The organism is Roseovarius sp. W115, from assembly GCF_032842945.2.
In the GTDB taxonomy this organism is placed as follows: domain Bacteria; phylum Pseudomonadota; class Alphaproteobacteria; order Rhodobacterales; family Rhodobacteraceae; genus Roseovarius; species Roseovarius rhodophyticola.
Map to the genome: position 1 here is coordinate 707,525 of NZ_CP146606.1, position 18,997 is coordinate 726,521.

The following is an 18,997-nucleotide window of genomic DNA, read 5'->3' on the forward strand; positions in this document are numbered from 1 at the left end:
CTGTCGCGGATGGCCTATGGTATCACACGCAACGCCTGCCGCCGCAAATGCCAGAGATACAGCCCAAGGCTGCTCACCACGATAGCTCCCCCCAAGAGCATTGCTTGTGTCGGCACTTCACCCACACCAATCCAGACCCAGAATGGTCCCAGCACAGTTTCAAGTAACATGATCAGACTGACATTAGCGGCCAATGTATGGCGCGCTGACAGCGAGAGCATAAAGAAGGACACAGGCAACACAACAAGTCCGGTGACAGCCATGGCCCAGACAGCCCCCTGCATCATTTGCGCTGGGCCTGTGATCGTCCAGCCAATGATACCTGCAATCCACGCACCGATTCCGATGGCAAGAAGGATCGGCAAATCAGGTTGCGCACGCAGGGTGACGAAATTGAGCGCAAGCGCAAAAGCCACACCGAGGCCAAAGCCCGCCCCCGCGATCAAACGCCAATCGAGCGCAACTGTGCCATGCCCACCGCCCAATACGGCGATGCCAATTCCGGCCATAACAGCCGCGATGGCAGCCCAGGTCGCCGCCGACGTGGTCTCTTGCGTCACATAGCGGCTGAGTAAGGCGGCAAAGACAGGCACCGCCGCGACACCCATCAGCACAACAGCCGCAGGGGCCGCGGCGATGCCCAGGCAAAACAGCGTGGAGTTGAACACTTGCGCAAGGACGATGAGCGCACCGGGTTTCGTGCGCAACCTCGCAAGATCACCAGCACGGCTTCGACTGGTCATAGCCCAGGCCAGCACCATCATGGATCCCATAAAGAGCCCGCGCCACCCGGCCATTTGAAACCCACTCATGTTTGAGAGCCGCATCAGCAGCGCATCGGGCGTCAGGATTACCGTACCCACGAATGCAAGTAGCACCCCATAAAGCGGTGCTTTGGTCATGCAGGCAGCCAGGCCGGGATGTGGCCGATATCGGGAAAGACGACGTCCGCAAAGGGCGCAAGATCAGCCTCCAAAGCCGTACCAGTGAGCACACCGATGGTTTGCATGCCCGCCGCGCGACCCGCGAGAAGATCATGGGTGCTGTCACCCACCATAGCAACACGGGCCGGGTCCAACTCCAGGGCGCGTGCAAAAGCCAGACAGGGATCAGGAGAAGGTTTGGCCCCAAAGCCGGAATCGAACCCCGCGATGAAATCGAAATGGTCCGTTACACCCGCTGAGCCCAGATGCGCGCGTGCACCGTATTCGGTGTCATTTGTCATGACGCCCAAAGAGACACCGTTTTCGGCCAGCGACGACAGGAAAGGCGCAAGCGGTACGGTCTCGGCCTGGGGTGCTGTGGATGAAGTGTGCATCAGGTAGTCTTCTAGCTCTTCCACCGAGCGATCCGTAATGGCTTGGGCCACGCATTCCGCCGCTTCTCGATTTGTGCCTGCGATGATCGGGCTTGTCGGCGCGAACTGCCCTTGGACCAGATTGTAATGCATGGCATCGGCCAGGCGCATACGCAGCGCAGCGTCACCCTCAGACAGGTTGTCGATGATGTGTCCCGCCCAACTGCTCCAGGTGGTGTGGAAGTCAAACAGCGTGCCGTCTTTGTCAAAGAGCAGACCATCAACCTTTCTTGACACGTTGCTTACCATGTTTTGTTCATGTCCAGTTCACTTCCGCCCCACCAGGCAGGGCTGCACGCGCCTGCATTGGGGCTTCGTTTGGGTGGTTGTGGGCTGTGCAAAACTCCATAACCCACGCATCGTCCATCATCAGAAAATCCAGCACAGAGACAAGAAAATCAGGGTCTTGTACCCTGTCGCGCAGGTCATCCCGCCCGGCACCAGTGGCCCCCATGAACACGTCCAGAAGATCCGGCTTTGCCGCAAGCCATCCCAGGACCTGCAGCGCAAGCGTTTCAGCGGCCTCTTGCGCTGCATGCATCCGGTTCAACTCCGTGAAAGGGTTTCTTAACCAATGCCATGGATAGTCGATGCCACAAATTGAAGGCAAGTGCGAAAGGCTGTTTCCTTATGTCAGGCGATATCCTGATCGTGGATAGTATCACGACCAATCGGATTGTTTTGAAAGTCAAACTGTCTTCTGCGTTTTACTCGGTGTTTCAGGCATCTTCCGCGCAAGACGCGCTTGCAATCTGTGCGACTGAAATGCCGGATTTGGTCCTCGTCACATCCGAGTTGACGGATATGGGATTCGGCGCGTTTCACGATCAGCTTCACGCACTTCCAGGATGCCGAAAAACACCCATTGTTGCTTTGACAAGCGAGGATGATGCCCAACTCCGCATGCGCCGCTTTCGCGAAGGGGCGGCAGATGTGATCACATCTCCCATTTCGGATACGGTTCTGTTGGCTCGGCTGCGCACCCTGATGCGCAATGCACATCGCGACACGGATCAGTGGATCAAACCGGAAGCCGCCGAAGTCTTTGGGTTTGCCGATGCACGCGCAACGTTCCTGCGACCCGGTCGCATTGCCGCGATGACCCCGCGCGCCCATCCAGCGCGCGATTCGAAATCAGCTGGCGTTTCCTGGCACCGGTTCTACAAAGAACTGTCCTCGGCCACGACACATCAACTGGAACGGTACGACATGCGCCGCGGGCGCGGTTTGAAGGACCTGCAAACACATCCCGACGCTGTCTTGCTTGAAATCGGTAGGGCGCGCGACGAACACGGGCTTGCCCCTCTGGCAGAACTACGCACAGCGCCACAAACACGTGATGCCAAGATCATTGCGCTCATGGATTATGCCAAAGCCCCCTTGCGGCCACTGCGCTGGATATGGGGGCACATGATGTGATCGATTACGGCACTCATATTGGCGAGGTTAATTGGCGTCTGAACCTTCAGATCAATCGCAAGATGGAAGACGACCGATTGCTGGCCGGTGTCAAATCCGGGTTGCAGGCGGCGGTGACAGATCCCTTAACAGGGCTTTACAATCGCCGGTTCGGCATGTCGCAACTTGATCGGCTTGCGACAGAAACATTGCAAAACAAGGGTGAAATGGCGCTGATTCTTGCTGATCTGGATCATTTCAAACTGGTCAATGACCGGTATGGTCACGCTGCTGGAGACGCGGTTTTATCCCAGGTTGCACAAATCATGTCAGGGTCCTTGCGCAAGGAAGACATCGTGGCGCGGATCGGCGGCGAGGAGTTCATGATACTTCTGCCCAATGTCACACCGGCTCAGGCCAATCAGACAGCGCGTCGTATCTGCCAATCCGTGCGCAACACGCGCATCCAAATCGGGTCTCTCTCCGGCCCGGCGTCGCAGTCTATCACAGTGACGACGAGCCTTGGCGTGGCCTTGCTGAACGGAGCAGATGGCCATTGCCTTACACCTGACGCACTCTTCCGGCGCGCAGACCGCGCGCTTTACGGCTCAAAATCAGGTGGGCGCGGCACGGTGACAGTCTGCAGACGCTCTGCGGCATGATCCATTAGCGTCTGCGGCGGCGCAGTTCTTGTTCCAGACGATCTGCCAAGACTGAGCGTTCCGCATCACTCATCTTCGCAATGTGATCCGTCAGGACATTTTGTGCGCTGTTGAAACGTTGCCCGAGTAGGTCGCGGACATTGTTCATTTCCTGACGCACCGCTTCAGCATCGTAGGGTGTTTTCCGCAAAGCTTGCGCTAGGTTCTTCATCGCGGAACGGTGCGCGCCCCAAGTGTCTCGTTCTGAGATAGCCGCCATGGCCATCCGCCGTTTGAGAACGCGTTGATCCTCTTCGCTGAATGCGCGCGTCAGAGGACCGCCAAAACGGTCGCCATGCCCACCGCTACGCCATTTTCCGCCTCCCGTGCTCGCAGCACCAATAATTGCCCCAATGATCAGCAGATTCAGCGCTAAGGACATAACAAGCGTCACGCGCATCCATCGTGGTGCCCTTGGTGTTGCAGGCTGCGGGTCTGCCGGTTTGCCAGTTTGATCCGCCATCACAACATCTCCTCAAAGAAATCAAAACCATCACTGGCAGTCGCGTCATCTCCATCCGCCACCTGTGTTGGCAGCAAGTCCTGCGCCACAAGTGTGAGTGCATCAGGCGGCGCTATGCCAATCCAAAGACCGACAGCTGCGGCGCTCGACAAACTGGCCGCAGCAGGCCAGCCGCCCAGCGTTTGCAAAAGCGCCACGATCCCACGTGGCGCGGATCGCACGGAGACCTCAGGAGAAACGGAAAGTCCAGATTGCACCTCATTGGCATCCGCAAGGATACGCTGAACCAGATCTTTGCCAGGCGCAGGCGCGGTTTGGCGCGCGGCTTCGAAATGCGTCTCCAGAAAGGAACCTTCCGGATTGCGTTTAGTGTCTTTGTCATGTGTCATTCCGAATACCCCAGCTCTTCGCTTTGATCCCTCAAACTGGCGCTCAGCGCCCTCTTTCCGCGTGCAACAAGGCTTTCAACAGCCTCAATGCTGATTTGCATGATCTCGGCAATCTCCGGATTGCCCAGTTCCTCGATATGGCGCAACACCACGGCTTGTCTCTGCCGCTCCGGCAACGCATTCAGGGCAACCTGGAGCGCTTGTGCGCGTGCCGCCTCTTGCATGTTTTGCGCCGGTCCGGCGCGATCATCCGCCGGATCGCCTGCCGCTTCCAGTGGCGCGGACCTGGCCCCGCGGCGCAACCGGTCTGTGCAGAGATTGGCCACGACCCGGTAAAGCCATGTGGTCACTTGCGCCTCACCCTGCCGCCAGTTTGGGGCCTGCTGCCAAAGGCGCAACATGGCCTCTTGCGTGACATCCTCTGCCTCCGCGCGGTGCCCCAAGAGCCGATAGGCGTGTCCCATAACCTTGGGCGTCAGGCGTAAGGCCAACGTCTCGGCCGCCCCCCTGTCGCCATTGGCAAAGAGTACCAAAAGCGCCTCGTTGGGCGCGTCACTCAATGGGTCTGAACGGTCTGCCATCCTGCCCAAGTATCCTGCGCCTTTTCCTGTGAGGTCAATCAACCGAAACCCGATGGCCCGCACGGGTTGTGCAGGCCACGGAGTTTATCCCGTTAATCTTGGCTCTTCTGACGCGATTTGTGGCGCTCGACCATTCTCTCTTTCATCGTGTCAAATTCGGCCTTTGACACAGACCCGCTGCCGTCGCTGTCGGCTCGATCAAAGAACTTGTTGCCGCGCCCTTCGGACATTTCGGCCAGACTGATCGCACCGTCGCGGTTTTCATCAAGACGTTTGAACATCCGGTCGGCAAACCGCTCAGCCCGGTCTTGTCCGCGCGCAAGGATTTCATCGCGCGACAAAAGCCCATCACTGTTTGTATCAGCCTTCGCGAACCGTTCGGCGCGATGCGCATCAAATTCGGCTTTCGACACCTGTCCGTCCTTGTTGGTGTCCAGCGTTTCAAAACTGTGCCGTGGTCCATGACCGCCGGATGCAGCCAACCCTTGCGCTGCGCCGCCCAAGACAATTGATACGGCCAGGGTTCCGATCAGAACTGAATTCTTCATTTGTTTGCTCTCCAATTTGCAAAACCTTCGCTCTGTGCCGTGACCGCCTCTGTCGGGCGGTTCACATGACGTTCAACGCGCGGCCCTGCGTATTCCGTCGCTCATTTGTCGGATTTTCGTGCTGACGTGGCGTCACCCGACACGAACTTTGCGACATCGCGACGCGGTGGCGGATTGTCAGGTTCAATTCCTGCGCAACTTCCGTCAGGGTCCCGCCATTGTTCTACGAGGTTTCCAATGAGCGACGTGCAGGTACAGCAAAGCGAGCGTGATCTCTGGCCCGCCGTGCGACGAGGGTTTCGCCGGAAATGCCCGAATTGCGGCAGCGGCCCTTTGATGAAAAGCTATCTCAAGGTGCGCGACACCTGCACAGTGTGCCGTGAGGACCTGTCCCATCATCGGGCAGATGATGGCCCGGCTTACCTCACAATTCTGATTGTCGGCCATCTCATGGCGCCCCTGTTGCATATCGTGTTTACCACTTGGCGGCCCGAGCCTCTGGTTCTCTTCACGATTTTCGCTATTGGCTGCGTGACCTTGTCGCTCTACCTTCTGCCCAGATTGAAAGGGGCGATTGTAGCGTTTCAATGGGCGCGCATGATGCACGGGTTCGGAGCAGCCGGTTAACCCTTTCCTGACAGGAAGGGCGCGCATGAGCGACACGCAGACCATCGACAAAACGGCTATTCGCGATGCGGCAACAGTGATCGTGCTGCGCGACCGCGCCACGCGGCCTCAGGTGCTGATGGGTCAACGCGGGGCCAACGCGGCGTTCATGCCCAACAAATTCGTCTTTCCGGGTGGCGCTGTGGACGCGGGCGATGCCGACATTCCCTTGGCCAGACCCCTTCCCGCGCTATGCGCCGACCGGTTGCGTGAGGACAGCGCGCGTGACCTGAGCCATGCTCTGGCGACTGCAACCATTCGCGAGTTGTGGGAGGAAACCGGCCTCGTCCTTGGCCAGCGCGGGGACTGGCCGGTCGCGCCTGCGCCGGATTGGGTGAGCTTTGCTCAAACGGGTCATGTGCCCACCGCCGAGGCGCTGCAATTTGTGTTTCGCGCGATCACACCACCCGGTCGCCCCCGGCGCTTTGACGCGCGGTTTTTCCTGATTGATGCCGGTGACATTGCCAGCGATCTGGATGACTTTTCTGCCGCCTCGGAAGAACTCAGCCACTTGCAATGGGTGCCGCTCTCTCAGGCGCGCAGCTTTGATCTTCCGTTTATCACTGAGGTCGTTCTGGCCGAGGTCGAGGCGCGCGTGCACGACCCGCCCCCCTGAGACGGTGCCGTTTTTTCGCAACGATGACGAGGCGAGCCTGTTTTTACGCCTGCGCGGCTATGAGCCAAGAGACTCGGACTAACCCAAGGCCACGAGCGCAATGATACTGGCGCTCAAGAGCGCCATGCCAAGCACCTCTCGCGAGGTGATCTTTTCCTTGAAAAACAGCACCGACGCCATGATTGAGAAGATCACTTCGACCTGCCCCACAGCAAACACATAAGCCGCATTTTGCAGGGTGAAGGCGGTGAACCATCCCACGCTGCCCAAAAGGCTTGTAAACCCCATCCAGATGGCCTTGGCCCGTGCCGCCCAAACGCGTGACAACTGACTCGGCTCTTTCCAGCGAAGGTAGAGCGCCATGCCAAAGGTCTGCGAGGCTGTGACTGCGGCCACCGAAAGCATGGCGCGCAAAAACGCATCGTCACTGGCCACTTCAAGCGTTGCACCCCTGTATGTCACTGCTGAAATGGCAAAAAACGCACCGGAGACCAGCCCAAGACCGGCGGCGCGATTGACGAAACGGCTTGTCCATTTGGTCGCGCCCTCTGGCGGGTCAGACAGCACCAGAACGCCGATGAGCCCCAGAAAGATCGCAAAGAACGCAGGCAGGCTTATGTGATCTCCAAGGATGATAAGGCCCACAAGCGCGGTCTGGATCACTTCGGTCTTCTTAAAGGTAATGCCCACCGCAAAATTGCGCTCGGCAAAGAGCAGCACGACGCACCATGTGGCCAGGATTTGGGCCAGTCCGCCGCTCAGAACATAGAGCCAAAAGAGCGATCCGACCTGCGGCAGCCCCTCGCCCAGCCACATCGTATACCCAAATGCTGTGCAGGCGGCCAAAGGCGCGGCATAGGCGAAACGCGCAAAGGTCGCGCCCAGCGCACTGAGCGTGCCCATGCTGAGCGATTTTTGCAGCATGAAGCGCAGCGTCTGAAACAACGCCGCCATGATGGACAACAGGATCCAGGGCTCGAACATGAGCCCCTCTTGCCCTCAAATCACTCCTTGTGCCAGAGCGGATGCGGAACCGGGTCTTTGGCGCGCAAAAAGTGTTTGCGGAATATTTCGGCATAGGACCGGTAGTAATACCCGTCATTGCGCCGCAAATAGCAATCTCGGTTAGACGCCCAAAGCGATGGCAGGCGATACCAAGCGACCTTGGGGTGCATATGGTGCACGACATGCAAATTGTTGTTCAAAAAAAGCAGCGCCAGTGGCCCGCGGTCTTCGATGACAACGGTGCGCCCACTGGCACGCTCATGCGCGCGGTGTTCCAGAAAGGTGCGGATTTTCAGGATGGAAAACCCAGCATAGGCGGCGATCAGATAGGCCCAAACCGGCATGGCCGAGAGGCTCAGCCACCACATCACCAAAGCCACGCCTGGCACCTGCAAAACCCATGCCTGGGTGACGGCCCAATCGCCTTGGCGCATCGCGCGGACATCTTCGCGCACAAAAGCATATAGACCTGCCGCAGGACCAACGATCAGGCGACCAAGCAGCGTGTTGTTGAACCGCAAAACCATCTGCCCCCAGCGCGGCAGGGTCAGCCAAACTTCCGGGTCCATGTAGTTGGACTCCGGGTCGTCATATGGATCTGTCAAAATGGAATCCTGATGATGCGCCAGATGCAGATCACGGAACCGACGGTATGGGACAAAGAGGCTGAGGCAAGGGAAGACGAGCGCTTCGTTTAGGATCTGATTTTTGAACGGATGACCATGCACCATTTCGTGGGTCAGCGAAGAATGAAGAGCAATGGTCAGAGTGGAAATGACCACTCCCAATGGCAGCCAAAGCGCGGCCAACCAAGTCGTGCCCAGCGCCCAGACGCCATAGCACGCCACCAAAAGCACCAAAGTGGGCCACTCAAACCCACCGTCTTTGCGCACCGGATCAGCCATGCGTGCGGCCCCACCGGATATGTGCCCAGACACGTTCGTAAATGAGATAAACAGCAAAGCCGATGGCGCAGTTGATGGCTGCCATAGCCCCGCCGACCGCGATGGACCCAGTTAAGGCCAGACCAACAAGGGCCATTGAGACCAATCCCAAAACATTCCAAACGACCGCCTTGACCAGCGTGCGCGACCTCGTCTCCATAAGTTGCTCCAATTCCCCATTCACAAAAGTGTTACGTCAAAAAATGTCAGTAAGACATTCGGAATACGGTTAACAAATCTCGGCAATGTTGATAAAACTAAACATATGAGCCTCAAAACAGATAAACGCGACCGGGCTGAACTGTTTCGCAGCCGTTTGCGGGATGCCATGCAGGATCGGTCCATGTCACAAAGCGCCCTTGCGCGGGGTGTGGGCGTGGACAGGTCCACTGTGTCGCAATTGTTGAAGGGCACAGGCGCGCGGCTTCCTAATGCACAGGTCGTTGGCGAATGTGCAGCAACTCTGGGCGTGTCCGCCGACTGGCTTTTGGGGCTCAGTGAGAGGCCAGAAACTGCCGCGGACGTATTGGCCAACACACTGGCCCTGACCGAGGCGCCGCGGGCTTTGGTCGATGAGCAGATCTATCAGTGGCACAAAGAGGCGGCAGGGTACAAAATTCGCCATGTACCAGCCGGCCTGCCCGATATGCTCAAGACGCGTGAGATGCTGGAATGGGAATACACACCGCATCTGGGGCGCTCGACGGAACAGGCGATTGGCGCTTCTGAGGATCGGCTAACATGGATGCGCAGCACGCAATCGGACTACGAGATTGCCCTGCCGATTTATGAGGTGGAAAGCTTTTCGCGCGGCGAAGGGTATTATTCTGGGTTACCGACTGAGATACGCGCCGCACAGATGGCGCATCTGTTGCAGATCACGCAACAGCTTTATCCGCGCCTTCGGCTCTATATCTATGACGCGCGGCGGCTCTACTCTGCCCCGATTACTGTCTTTGGACCGCTTCTGGCCGTGCTCTATGTGGGGCGCAACTACATGGCGTTTCGCGATACAGAGCGGGTTCAGGTATTGACTGCACATTTCGACAGCCTGGTGCGCGAGGCACATGTCTCAGCCCGGGATGTGCCTGACTATCTGGAGACGCTCCGGGGGTAAGCGCAGCTGGGGCTCTGCCCCAGACCCCGGGGTATTTCAGACAAGAAAGAAGCCGTTCAATAGGGCATGGGATGCGCCTTGTGCGCCGTGGCGATATCGGACATGACCTCGTCCGAAAGCGTGACATCCGCAGCACCCAGAGCCAGTGTGAGCTGATCCATCGTGGTGGCCCCGAAGATGGCCGAGCACATGAAGGGCCGGGTCAGGCACCAGGCCAGCGCCATCTGCACCGGCTCCAGCCCGTGTTTGCGCGCGATCTGCAGATAGGCCTCAGTGGCGTCAAACACGCGTTCAGTTTTGCGCCCACCGAGATCACCGCTGATATCAAGACGGGAGCCTTTGGGCACTTCGTTGTTCTGGTACTTGCCCGTGAGCATGCCAGCCGCGAGAGGGGAAAAGGCCAGAAGTCCCACGTCTTCGTTCACACTTAACTCAGCGAGATCGGTGTCATAGAGGCGGCAGAGCAGCGAGTATTCATTCTGGATTGAGGCCACGCGCGGGCCGCCGCTCTCTTGAGCGATCTTGAGCCACTGCGCGGTGCCCCAGGCGCTTTCGTTACTAAGCCCAAAGGCGCGGATTGTGCCTCGCTCGACTTCTTTGGCCAGTGCGCCCAGCGCGTCTTCCATATGTGCCTGCGTCTCGGCAGGGTTCTGTTTGGACGGATCATAGGCCCAGTTCTGGCGGAACATGTAGCTGCCGCGATTGGGCCAGTGGAATTGGTAGAGGTCGATGTGATCGGTCTTTAGGCGCTTGAGTGAGTCTTCGATGGCTTTGGGAATGCTCTGGGACGTAATCGGCGCGCCATCTCGGATGTGGCGCATGCCTTCGCCGGCATGTTTCGTGGCGAGGATGATATCCTTGCGTCGCCCGGTCTTGGCCAGCCACGTACCGATGATCTCTTCAGTCCGACCCACGGTTTCGGCCTTAACGGGATAGGTCGGGTACATCTCGGCGGTGTCGATGAAATCCACACCATGGTCCAACGCCATGTTGATCTGAGCGTGCCCTTCGGCTTCGGTGTTCGAGCTGCCCCAGGTCATCGAGCCAAGACACAGTGCGCTCACTTCTATGCCCGTCCGCCCCAATGGTTTGCGCTGCATGGTCTGCCCTTCCCCAACTTTGTTTTCCCATATCTAGCGGATTTGAAACTGGCGTCACGCTGTATTTGGCGGATTGAGAACATTTAGTGAACATTATACAATTGCCGCATGGACAGCACCCTTCTCACGCGCCGCAGCAGCCATGCGCACCGCCCCCTCTCAAAGTGCTGGGCGAGATGACCTTGACGCCCGGTCGGGTGCATGAGCTTTGCGGATCTGCGCGCCACACGCTGGCTATGCTGGTGGCGCGTGCAACGGACGGCCCAGTGTTCTGGATCAGCGCCGCCTGGGCGACAGACCGGCTAAATCCCGAGGGAATGTGCGCCTTTGCAGAACCTGGGCGGTTCACCTTTCTCACCCCACGCCAACCCATTGACCTGCTTTGGTGCTTAGAGGAGGTGCTGCGCGCGGGCGTGGTGCCACTGGTGGTGGCGGATTTGCCCAGCCTTCCGGGGCTGACGGCGGTGCGGCGCCTGCATCTGGCAGCCGAGACCGGCGCAGGTGAAGGTATGGGCGCGCCCTTGGGGTTGATCCTGACCGAAGGGGATGGAGGTGCACCGGGGGTGGAAAGCCGCTGGCATATGGCGCCTGATCATGGCTCAGGACGCCGTGCGTGGCATTTGTCCCGCCGCCGGGCACGGACCCTGCCCCCAGCGGAATGGGAGGTGAGCCGGGTGAAGGGGCAATTTGCGCTTGAACGGCGCGTGGAGAGCGTCCATATAAATTAAGTGACTGATAAAAAAAGAAATTCAGAAATTACGCATGCAGTTTGGCGCAATACTCTGCGAGACCGAAAACTGTGGATCAACTTGGCAAAGTTAGTGGTTGTTATCGCTCTGCTTGCACTCTTCACAATGCGCATTCCAGCCTCGATCACCCATGCTAAAGCTCGGATCGACACAGTCGCACAGCACCATACAGACTACGGCAGTCGACCTGTCTATAGCGCCACCGGGCTTGACGGCACACACTACCCGCTCGTTGCGCGCAGTGCAGACATGCCTGGTGCGCTTGATATCGGCCAAACCGTCTGTCTCCGCGTCCAGAAAGACCGCTTCACTGGCCGCATCTCGGCCCGGCATGCGCCAGAAAACCCCACTTGTCGCCCCAATTTGCACACAACCAAGTGAAAACTTGTCAGGAATAAATTCAGACCATCGCGCGTATATCTCCCAAACAACGCGAAAAGGTTTTGTCATGCGCATTTTGGTTTTACTGTCTCTGCTTCTTGCCGCCCCTGCTTTTGCAGCCCCCGAAACATACCGGCTCAACGCGCCGGACTCGGTGGTGGGCTTCACCTATCAATTCCAGGGCAACCCCAGCCGCGGGCGCATGCCCGTAAAAGCTGCGCGCATGGTGCTTGACCTGGACAATGTGCCGCGTAGCCAGGTGGATGTGACACTTGATGCGCGTCGGGCCAAGGCGGGATTCATCTTTGCCACGCAAACGATGAAGGGGCCAGAAGTGCTGCACACCCAAGCCTATCCAGAGATCCGGTTTCAGTCCACCAAAGTGACTGGGGATCTGAGCGGAGCCAAGGTTCAGGGCAATCTCACCGTGCGCGGTGTGACACGGCCTGTGACGCTCAATGCCGGGCTTTACCGGCAAGGTGGCACGGAAGTTGGCGACCGAAGCCGCCTCATTGTGCAACTGACCGGATCCATAAGCCGCGCCGCTTTTGGTGCGGGCGGGTTTCCCGGATTTGTAGATGATCAGATTGATCTCAACATCATCGCCCGGATTGAGAAGTAACCGCTCGGGCAAAAAACGACATTGCCCCGTCGAAAAGGCTATGGCCTGAGAGCCATGCGCATGCAAAGTTGCAATCATGCGCATGCTCATTTCCTTTGCCGCCCTGTTCTTGTCGGTTGTGCTGATGCAGCTTTCAACAGGCGGGGTGGCCCCGCTCGATGCGCTTTCAGGCATCACGCTTGATTTCTCAACACAACAGATCGGCTTTCTCGGCTCGGCACATTTTTTTGGCTTTTTCATAGGCTGCTGGTGGGCGCCGCGCCTTATGGGATCAGTGGGGCATTCGCGCGCCTTTGCAGCCTTTACCGCCGCCGGGGCCATTGGGCTTATCTCCCATATGCTGGTGGTCGATCCTATCGCCTGGGCGGTGATGCGGGTGGCCTCAGGTATCTGCGTGGCGGGGTGTTACACGATCATCGAAGCTTGGTTGCAGGCGAAAGTGACCAATGAGACACGTGGGCGGGCCATGGGCACCTACCGGATCGTCGATATGGCTGGGCAGCTTGTCGCGCAATCGCTGATTTCGGTTCTGGAGCCCGCGTCTTATGTCTCTTACAACATCCTCGCGATCATCTGCTGCGCGTCGCTTTTGCCGCTGACCTTGACCACGGTGCGTCAGCCAGAAACCCCGGCCGCACCGCGCCTGCGCCCCAAACTGGGACTAGAGATTTCACCTTTGGCCACGGCGGCTGTGGTCGTCGCAGCCCTGTCGAGCGCCACCTTCCGCATGGTCGGGCCGCTTTATGGCGAACAGGTGGGGTTGAGGCTGGATCAGATCGCCTGGTTCCTTTCGGCCTTCATCCTCGGCGGGGCACTGGCGCAATACCCAGCGGGCTGGCTTGCGGATAAATTTGACCGGCGCAAGGTGATGATCTGGCTTTCGGTCGCGGCCATCCTGTGTTGCGTGATAACAGCTTTGGTCGACACGATGCATCCCACTGGCGTCCTGCTGACGGCCTTCTTCTTTGGCGCGACTTCCTTCCCGATCTACTCGGTCGCCGCCGCGCACGCCAACGACTTTGCCACATCCGAACAGCGCGTCGAACTCTCTGCCGCATTGATGTTCTACTTTGCCATCGGAGCCATCGCAGCGCCGTTTGTGGCGTCCAGCCTGATCGAATGGTACGGGCCGCAAGCCATGTTCCTGATGATCGCCAGCGCCCATGGGATTTTGATCTTTTTTAGCATGCTGCGCATGCTGGCCCGTCCGACACTGGTGCTTCGAACACGCTATGTCTGGGCCCCGCGTACATCGTTTACAATTGGACGACTGACCAAGACAGATCGGGAAGCTGGTGAAGGGCAATAATCCAGCCAGTGTCACAAAGCGCCCTTTTGCACGTCAAGATCACCCGAACGCCATACTATCGCCGCAGCCAACCCGTACAGCTTAAGCGTGTAAATGCGAGGTTTGGCCATGTTTCGATACCTTCAATGTCTTGTAATCGCGCTTTTATTTCTACTGCCCACCCTCACCCAGGCAGGGGACATTTATGACGACCTGTCCCAAGATGACCTGTGGGAGATAATCGAGGCAAAAGATTATGCTGCGGCTGAGGAAATGTTCGCACAGTCTCACAGACTGTCTTTGCGGGATGCGGAAGCCGTGGATCATACGCGGTGGCTTTTTGGTGTGTTTGGCACCAACAACCCCAAGGTCGCGCATTTCGCTGAAGAGTGGCTCGAGGCCTATCCACAATCCGCCTATGCACACACAGGGCAGGTGTGGGTCTTGCACAGAACCGCCTGGTATATTCGGGGCGAAGGGCTTGCGCGTACGCTCTACTACGATGCCATGGCCACGTTTGGCGCTATGCACCGTGAGGCGTGGCAACTCGCAGAGCGCGCTTATGAGTTGGCCCCAGATCTTCTTCCGGCGTCCGATGCCATCATAAGACTGGCCAATTCAACCCGCAATCAGGACAAGGCATTGGCCGTCCTCGATACTGTAATGCGCGAGGCCCCGAACTACGGCACGCTCAATCGCGCTATTGATTTGACCAATCCGGGATGGGGCGGCAGTTGGGAATTGGTTGAATACATGTGCAGCCAATACGCGCCCCTTGTCGAAATTCACGGCAGTGACGATAACGTGTTATGGTGCAAGCTTTTTGCCGCAGGCACATACCACCTGCCAAGCCGCAGGGATTGGTTCATGGATGAAGCGGCAAAACGGCAGTTTCGCAATCTGGAGGACCTCTACGCAAGAAATATCTGGACCAGAACCGCGACACAGGAGGAGGCTGCATTTCTGAACGAATACCTGAGTGATCCAAATGTGACGAACGCAAATCTGGCTTATAACTTCGACTCTGACCTCGCGCGAAAATATGGCTACGAGTTTGTCTACGAAAGCCACATACGTCGCGCCAAGGAGCATGCAAATGCCCAGATTGAGCGCGACCCTTACAACCCGAGACTGTTGGAAATACTTCTGAAGGATATCAGCGGATTTTCCATCACTGAGGACGACCGTTTGCGCATGTCTGTGATTGAACGCACACCGCGTGAAGACAAGGTCGAGTACTCCCGACGTCTGCTGCAATCATCCCCATATGACCCGGAGCTATGGAAACAATTCGCTCAGTACAAATTCAATGCCAACAACGCACGCCACGCTTTGCTGGACGAGCCATACCTTACGAATTCCATCGTCTACGAAAACCACAACAGCTCTGCCCTGCAGGGGTTTGCAACATCGAGATGGATGTTGTTGTCGCAACTGGAGCGTCTGGAATGGGAGACCGAGCAACCACGGTGGAAAGAACAAAGTCCAGAACAGCTTGAACAGAACACAGCTATTCTCGAAAGCTGGATTGCACGTCGGGAAACTCTGGATCTTGATGCTCAAATTCGCTGTCCGATGATGCGGGCATACAGGCTCTACAAAATGTTATGTGGAAGGCCGGGCCAGGGGGCGTGCCAGATTCAACCTCAGATGAAGGACATGCTGCAACTCGTGCGGGATGACGTCAACAAACGCCGTGTTTGCACAGGCGTGATGGCCGCGTCAGAATATGACCTCTATTTTCAGCCCATTAATGTTGATCTCTACGCCCCTGTGCCAGACTAGGGTTTGCCGGTTCTGCTGCTGGCCAACCTATCTGCCTGTGGTCGGCCAGCACCAACAGCCATCGGGGCACTGGTCCTAACGCCCACCATGGGCTAAAGGACGACGAAACACCCCAAGGATTTCGTCATGGCGCGTCACCTGATCACCTCTGCGATCCCTTATATCAACGGGATCAAACACCTGGGCAACCTCGTCGGCAGCCAACTGCCTGCCGATCTCTATGCACGGTATCTGCGTGGGCGCGGACATGAGGTGCTGTTTCTATGCGCCACCGATGAGCACGGCACACCCGCAGAGCTGGCCGCGGCCAAAGCAGGCAAGCCAGTGGCTGAGTACTGCGCCGAGATGTGGGAGGTGCAGGACAAGCTCGGCAAAGGGTTTCGGCTTTCGTTTGATCATTTCGGCCGCTCGTCCAGCCCACAGAACCATGCCCTGACCCAGCATTTCGCCGGACGCTTGGCCGAGGCTGGCCTGATCGAAGAAGTCTCAGAAAGTCAGGTCTATTCCAATGCCGATGGCCGCTTCCTGCCCGACCGCTACATCGAGGGCACCTGCCCCAATTGCGGCTATGACAAAGCCCGCGGGGACCAGTGTGAGGACTGCACCAAACAGCTTGATCCGACAGACCTGATTGAGCCGCGCTCGGCCATCTCCGGCTCGACCGATCTGGAAGTGCGGGCGACCAAGCATCTTTATCTCAAGCAAAGCGGGATGCGCGATCAGTTAAATGCCTGGATTGATGGCAAGAAAGACTGGCCCATTCTAACCACGTCCATCGCCAAGAAATGGCTCAATGACGGCGATGGGTTGCAAGATCGTGGCATCACGCGTGACCTCGACTGGGGCATTCCGGTCAAGCGCGGGGATGATGATTGGCCGGGGATGGAAGGCAAGGTATTCTACGTCTGGTTCGACGCGCCGATTGAGTACATCGCCTGCGCCGGAGAATGGGCCGAGGCCGCCTCTGGCCGGAACTGGGAACGCTGGTGGCGCACCGACAATGGGGCCGAGGACGTGCGCTACACCCAGTTCATGGGCAAGGACAACGTGCCGTTTCATACGCTGAGCTTTCCCGCCACGATCCTGGGCAGCGGGGAGCCGTGGAAGCTCGTGGATTACATAAAATCGTTTAACTACCTCAACTACGATGGTGGGCAGTTCAGCACGTCTCAGGGCCGCGGTATCTTCATGGATCAGGCGCTGGAGATCTTGCCCAGTGATTACTGGCGCTGGTGGCTTCTGTCCCACGCACCGGAAAGCAGCGACTCTGAGTTCACATGGGAGAATTTCCAAACCTCCGTGAACAAGGATCTCGCCGATGTGCTGGGCAATTTCGTGAGCCGTGTCACCAAGTTCTGCCGCTCCAAATTTGGCGAAGCCGTGCCAGCGGGTGGGGCTTATGGCGCACAAGAAGACGCGCTGATCGCCGATCTCACCAAGCGCCTACGCGCCTATGAAAGGCATATGGAAGCCATCGAGGTGCGCAAATCGGCGATGGAGCTGCGCGCCATCTGGGTGGCGGGCAATGAATACCTGCAATCCGCCGCCCCCTGGGCCACGTTCAAGGAAGACCCTGAAAAAGCCGCAATGCAGGTGCGTCTGGCGCTTAACCTGATCCGCTTTTACGCAGTGCTGTCAGCTCCCTTTATCCCGGACGCAGCCGCCCGGATGCTGTCGGCGATGAACACGCTTGATACGCAATGGCCTGAGGACGTGACAGCGGCACTCGCCGCTCTGCCCGCCGGGCATGAATTTGGTGTGCCAGACGTGCTTTTTGCGAAGATCAGTGATGAGGATCGTGAGGCTTGGGAAGAAAGGTTTGCCGGGGTGCGGGGGTAATTGGATGTCCGCTTGGCGGACTTTGCTGCCTTTGAATACCCTCGCGCGGAATCAAGGGCCGCAGGCCCGCCGCGCGATCGCCAGACCGCCCCATCGGGCTGGCGATTGGCTCACGTAAGCGCGCCGATCCAAGGACATGCAGACTTGGCTGACATTAAGTGTTCAGAATTTGTAGAGGGTCGCCATCCCGCGGTCTCGCGATCGCGCGCCTCTGCTGAATAACGTGCAACACGAGCTCAGTGCGGTCGTTCGCCCCAAAATCAGCATCCGTACATTTACTTGCGCCTACCGACCCGAAGTCTTTTCTGAAAAGACTTTCCCAAAGCTTTTGCCTCTGGTACCCGCGGCCGGACTCGAACCGGCACGGCCTATCCGGCCTGGAGATTTTAAGTCTCCTGTGTCTACCATTCCACCACGCGGGCACGAGGGGCGTGGGCGGACCATATCGGCTTGGGCGCGGGTGTAAAGTTCTGCCTTTAGGGCGCGGGCAAAAGGACGGCGGTTTCTGTGTTTTTCGGCGCAAGCTGCTCATGCACGGCGTGGCAGATGTCTTGCGTGCGGACCATAAAGAAATTTTCCTGTGCTTTCTGGTTGGGATGAAACGGATCCTTCACCCGACCTGACTTGTTGCGCCGAAAATAGAGCCGATTGCCCTGATTGGCGGCAATGGTCTCGGGCGTAAACCCTTCAACAAAACTGCACTGAGACCCGGCTTTCATGAAGGCATATTTCAGGTTCTCCTGCGCTTTGAGGCGCAGATCCACGGTCTTTTTCTTGTAGGTCGGCGCGGTGGTCAGGAAGACGCAGGGCACACCTTCGGGCAATTGCTCCATCGCCTTTGTGACATCGGCCAAGGCCTGATGCTTGTCTTCGGCCCAGCGGCGCGCGGAGTTCCCCAGAAAGTTCATGACGATCAGTTTGGGTGCATAATACCCTTCCGCAAACATCGCCTCAAACGGCGATTGGCCTTTCTTGCAGAACTGGTAATTCCGTCCCTTGCCGATCTGGACGTATTTGTTCTTACCTGTGTTGACGGTCCCGAAAGTGGCGGCGTTTGCTTTCCACTTTTTGTCGACCTCACACACCGCAGCCTTGCCCCGGCGACTGCGCGCCACCCAAGAGCCAAGCGACGTGGAACGCACGCCGAAGATCGCGACGCTTTTTTCACCCAGTTGGGTGTAATCAGTTTCTCCTTGCGGACCTGCACCGCAATGCTGATCAATGTTCTGAAAAAACTCGAGAAACACCGGCCCCGCACCGAAGCTCAACTGCGAGTCCCCTAAAACCACGATATCAGGTGATTTGAACTCTTCAGCAGCAAGTGGCGGTGCCGCGATCACGGCAGACAAAAGCATCACCAACACACCCCGGCACGCGTTTTTCAAACCCTTCGCCATTCCGACCCGCCTTTCCCCAATTCACCTGCAAGGTCTATACGGCAATAAATC

General features: G+C 57.9%; 22 protein-coding genes, 1 tRNA gene and 1 pseudogene. 11 read left to right on the forward strand and 13 right to left on the reverse strand.

What is annotated here, in order from left to right:
- Positions 1-14: 14 nt before the first annotated feature.
- From RZS32_RS03565 to RZS32_RS03575, 3 genes are read right to left on the reverse strand one after another with little or no spacing between them, the layout of a single operon-like run.
- Complete coding sequence (locus RZS32_RS03565) at positions 15-902, reverse strand: DMT family transporter (protein WP_339106806.1); 888 nt, start codon at positions 900-902, stop codon at positions 15-17.
- Entirely contained in the window at positions 899-1,606 is a 708-nt protein-coding gene (locus RZS32_RS03570) for an HAD family hydrolase (protein WP_422395932.1), read from the reverse strand. Before RZS32_RS03570 ends, RZS32_RS03565 begins: the two co-directional genes overlap by 4 nt.
- 7 nt (positions 1,607-1,613) lie before the next feature.
- Entirely contained in the window at positions 1,614-1,898 is a 285-nt protein-coding gene (locus RZS32_RS03575) for a DUF3572 domain-containing protein (protein ID WP_317055660.1), read from the reverse strand.
- 89 nt (positions 1,899-1,987) lie between these two features.
- Between RZS32_RS03575 and RZS32_RS03580 the strand changes: the two genes are divergently transcribed.
- Positions 1,988-2,776, forward strand: a complete 789-nt coding sequence (locus RZS32_RS03580; RefSeq protein WP_339106807.1) for a response regulator — start codon at positions 1,988-1,990, stop codon at positions 2,774-2,776.
- A complete protein-coding gene (locus RZS32_RS03585) occupies positions 2,758-3,417 on the forward strand; it encodes a GGDEF domain-containing protein (protein ID WP_339106808.1) in 660 nt (219 codons plus the stop codon). Before RZS32_RS03580 ends, RZS32_RS03585 begins: the two co-directional genes overlap by 19 nt.
- Before the next feature lie 4 nt (positions 3,418-3,421).
- Here RZS32_RS03585 and RZS32_RS03590 read toward each other — a convergent pair whose 3' ends face one another.
- From RZS32_RS03590 to RZS32_RS03605, 4 genes are all read right to left on the reverse strand, one after another.
- The gene (locus RZS32_RS03590) at positions 3,422-3,919 is read right to left on the reverse strand and encodes a periplasmic heavy metal sensor (RefSeq protein ID WP_317055662.1); all 498 of its coding nucleotides are present in this window, start codon (positions 3,917-3,919) and stop codon (positions 3,422-3,424) included.
- The gene (locus RZS32_RS03595) at positions 3,919-4,308 is read right to left on the reverse strand and encodes a hypothetical protein (protein ID WP_317055663.1); all 390 of its coding nucleotides are present in this window, start codon (positions 4,306-4,308) and stop codon (positions 3,919-3,921) included. Before RZS32_RS03595 ends, RZS32_RS03590 begins: the two co-directional genes overlap by 1 nt.
- A complete protein-coding gene (locus tag RZS32_RS03600) occupies positions 4,305-4,889 on the reverse strand; it encodes an RNA polymerase sigma factor (protein ID WP_317055664.1) in 585 nt (194 codons plus the stop codon). The genes RZS32_RS03595 and RZS32_RS03600 overlap by 4 nt, the downstream gene beginning before the upstream one ends.
- Before the next feature lie 92 nt (positions 4,890-4,981).
- Entirely contained in the window at positions 4,982-5,437 is a 456-nt protein-coding gene (locus tag RZS32_RS03605; protein WP_317055665.1) for an EF-hand domain-containing protein, read from the reverse strand.
- A 237-nt stretch (positions 5,438-5,674) separates the two neighbouring features.
- Here RZS32_RS03605 and RZS32_RS03610 point away from each other — a divergent pair, with 237 nt between their 5' ends.
- Positions 5,675-6,064, forward strand: a complete 390-nt coding sequence (locus RZS32_RS03610; protein ID WP_317055666.1) for a DUF983 domain-containing protein — start codon at positions 5,675-5,677, stop codon at positions 6,062-6,064.
- Positions 6,065-6,089: 25 nt separating this feature from the next.
- Positions 6,090-6,801, forward strand: a pseudogene (locus RZS32_RS03615) (NUDIX hydrolase).
- Here the strand turns inward: RZS32_RS03615 and RZS32_RS03620 are convergent.
- From RZS32_RS03620 to RZS32_RS03630, 3 genes are read right to left on the reverse strand one after another with little or no spacing between them, the layout of a single operon-like run.
- Positions 6,798-7,703 carry a DMT family transporter gene (locus RZS32_RS03620; protein WP_317055667.1) on the reverse strand — a complete coding sequence of 302 codons (906 nt, stop codon included), beginning with the start codon at positions 7,701-7,703 and terminating at the stop codon, positions 6,798-6,800. The pseudogene RZS32_RS03615 and the gene RZS32_RS03620 sit on opposite strands and share 4 nt — an antisense overlap.
- A 20-nt stretch (positions 7,704-7,723) precedes the next feature.
- Positions 7,724-8,629: a fatty acid desaturase gene (locus tag RZS32_RS03625; protein WP_317055668.1), complete on the reverse strand. Its 906-nt coding sequence runs from the start codon at positions 8,627-8,629 to the stop codon at positions 7,724-7,726.
- Positions 8,622-8,828 carry a DUF2061 domain-containing protein gene (locus RZS32_RS03630; protein ID WP_317055669.1) on the reverse strand — a complete coding sequence of 69 codons (207 nt, stop codon included), beginning with the start codon at positions 8,826-8,828 and terminating at the stop codon, positions 8,622-8,624. The genes RZS32_RS03625 and RZS32_RS03630 overlap by 8 nt, the downstream gene beginning before the upstream one ends.
- A gap of 105 nt (positions 8,829-8,933) precedes the next feature.
- Here RZS32_RS03630 and RZS32_RS03635 point away from each other — a divergent pair, with 105 nt between their 5' ends.
- Entirely contained in the window at positions 8,934-9,785 is an 852-nt protein-coding gene (locus tag RZS32_RS03635) for a helix-turn-helix domain-containing protein (protein ID WP_317055670.1), read from the forward strand.
- Positions 9,786-9,841: 56 nt separating this feature from the next.
- Here the strand turns inward: RZS32_RS03635 and RZS32_RS03640 are convergent, their stop codons facing one another.
- On the reverse strand, positions 9,842-10,885 hold the full coding sequence (locus tag RZS32_RS03640) for an aldo/keto reductase (RefSeq protein WP_317055671.1): 1,044 nt from the start codon (positions 10,883-10,885) through the stop codon (positions 9,842-9,844).
- A 176-nt stretch (positions 10,886-11,061) separates the two neighbouring features.
- Between RZS32_RS03640 and RZS32_RS03645 the strand changes: the two genes are divergently transcribed.
- From RZS32_RS03645 to metG, 6 genes are all read left to right on the forward strand, one after another.
- A complete protein-coding gene (locus tag RZS32_RS03645; RefSeq protein WP_339106809.1) occupies positions 11,062-11,613 on the forward strand; it encodes an ImuA family protein in 552 nt (183 codons plus the stop codon).
- 81 nt (positions 11,614-11,694) lie between these two features.
- Positions 11,695-12,015, forward strand: a complete 321-nt coding sequence (locus RZS32_RS03650; protein ID WP_317055673.1) for a hypothetical protein — start codon at positions 11,695-11,697, stop codon at positions 12,013-12,015.
- A 67-nt stretch (positions 12,016-12,082) separates the two neighbouring features.
- Entirely contained in the window at positions 12,083-12,637 is a 555-nt protein-coding gene (locus RZS32_RS03655) for a YceI family protein (protein ID WP_317055674.1), read from the forward strand.
- A 76-nt stretch (positions 12,638-12,713) separates the two neighbouring features.
- The gene (locus RZS32_RS03660; RefSeq protein ID WP_317055675.1) at positions 12,714-13,946 is read left to right on the forward strand and encodes an MFS transporter; all 1,233 of its coding nucleotides are present in this window, start codon (positions 12,714-12,716) and stop codon (positions 13,944-13,946) included.
- A 108-nt stretch (positions 13,947-14,054) separates the two neighbouring features.
- Positions 14,055-15,710 (forward strand): hypothetical protein, encoded by a 1,656-nt coding sequence (locus RZS32_RS03665; RefSeq protein ID WP_339106810.1) that lies wholly within the window; start codon positions 14,055-14,057, stop codon positions 15,708-15,710.
- A gap of 126 nt (positions 15,711-15,836) precedes the next feature.
- Positions 15,837-17,549 (forward strand): methionine--tRNA ligase, encoded by a 1,713-nt coding sequence (gene metG, locus RZS32_RS03670; RefSeq protein ID WP_317055677.1) that lies wholly within the window; start codon positions 15,837-15,839, stop codon positions 17,547-17,549.
- Between the two features lie 335 nt (positions 17,550-17,884).
- Here the strand turns inward: metG and RZS32_RS03675 are convergent.
- Positions 17,885-17,971, reverse strand: a tRNA-Leu gene (locus RZS32_RS03675).
- A gap of 54 nt (positions 17,972-18,025) precedes the next feature.
- Positions 18,026-18,946, reverse strand: a complete 921-nt coding sequence (locus RZS32_RS03680) for an SGNH/GDSL hydrolase family protein (protein WP_317055678.1) — start codon at positions 18,944-18,946, stop codon at positions 18,026-18,028.
- Positions 18,947-18,997 lie beyond the last annotated feature (51 nt).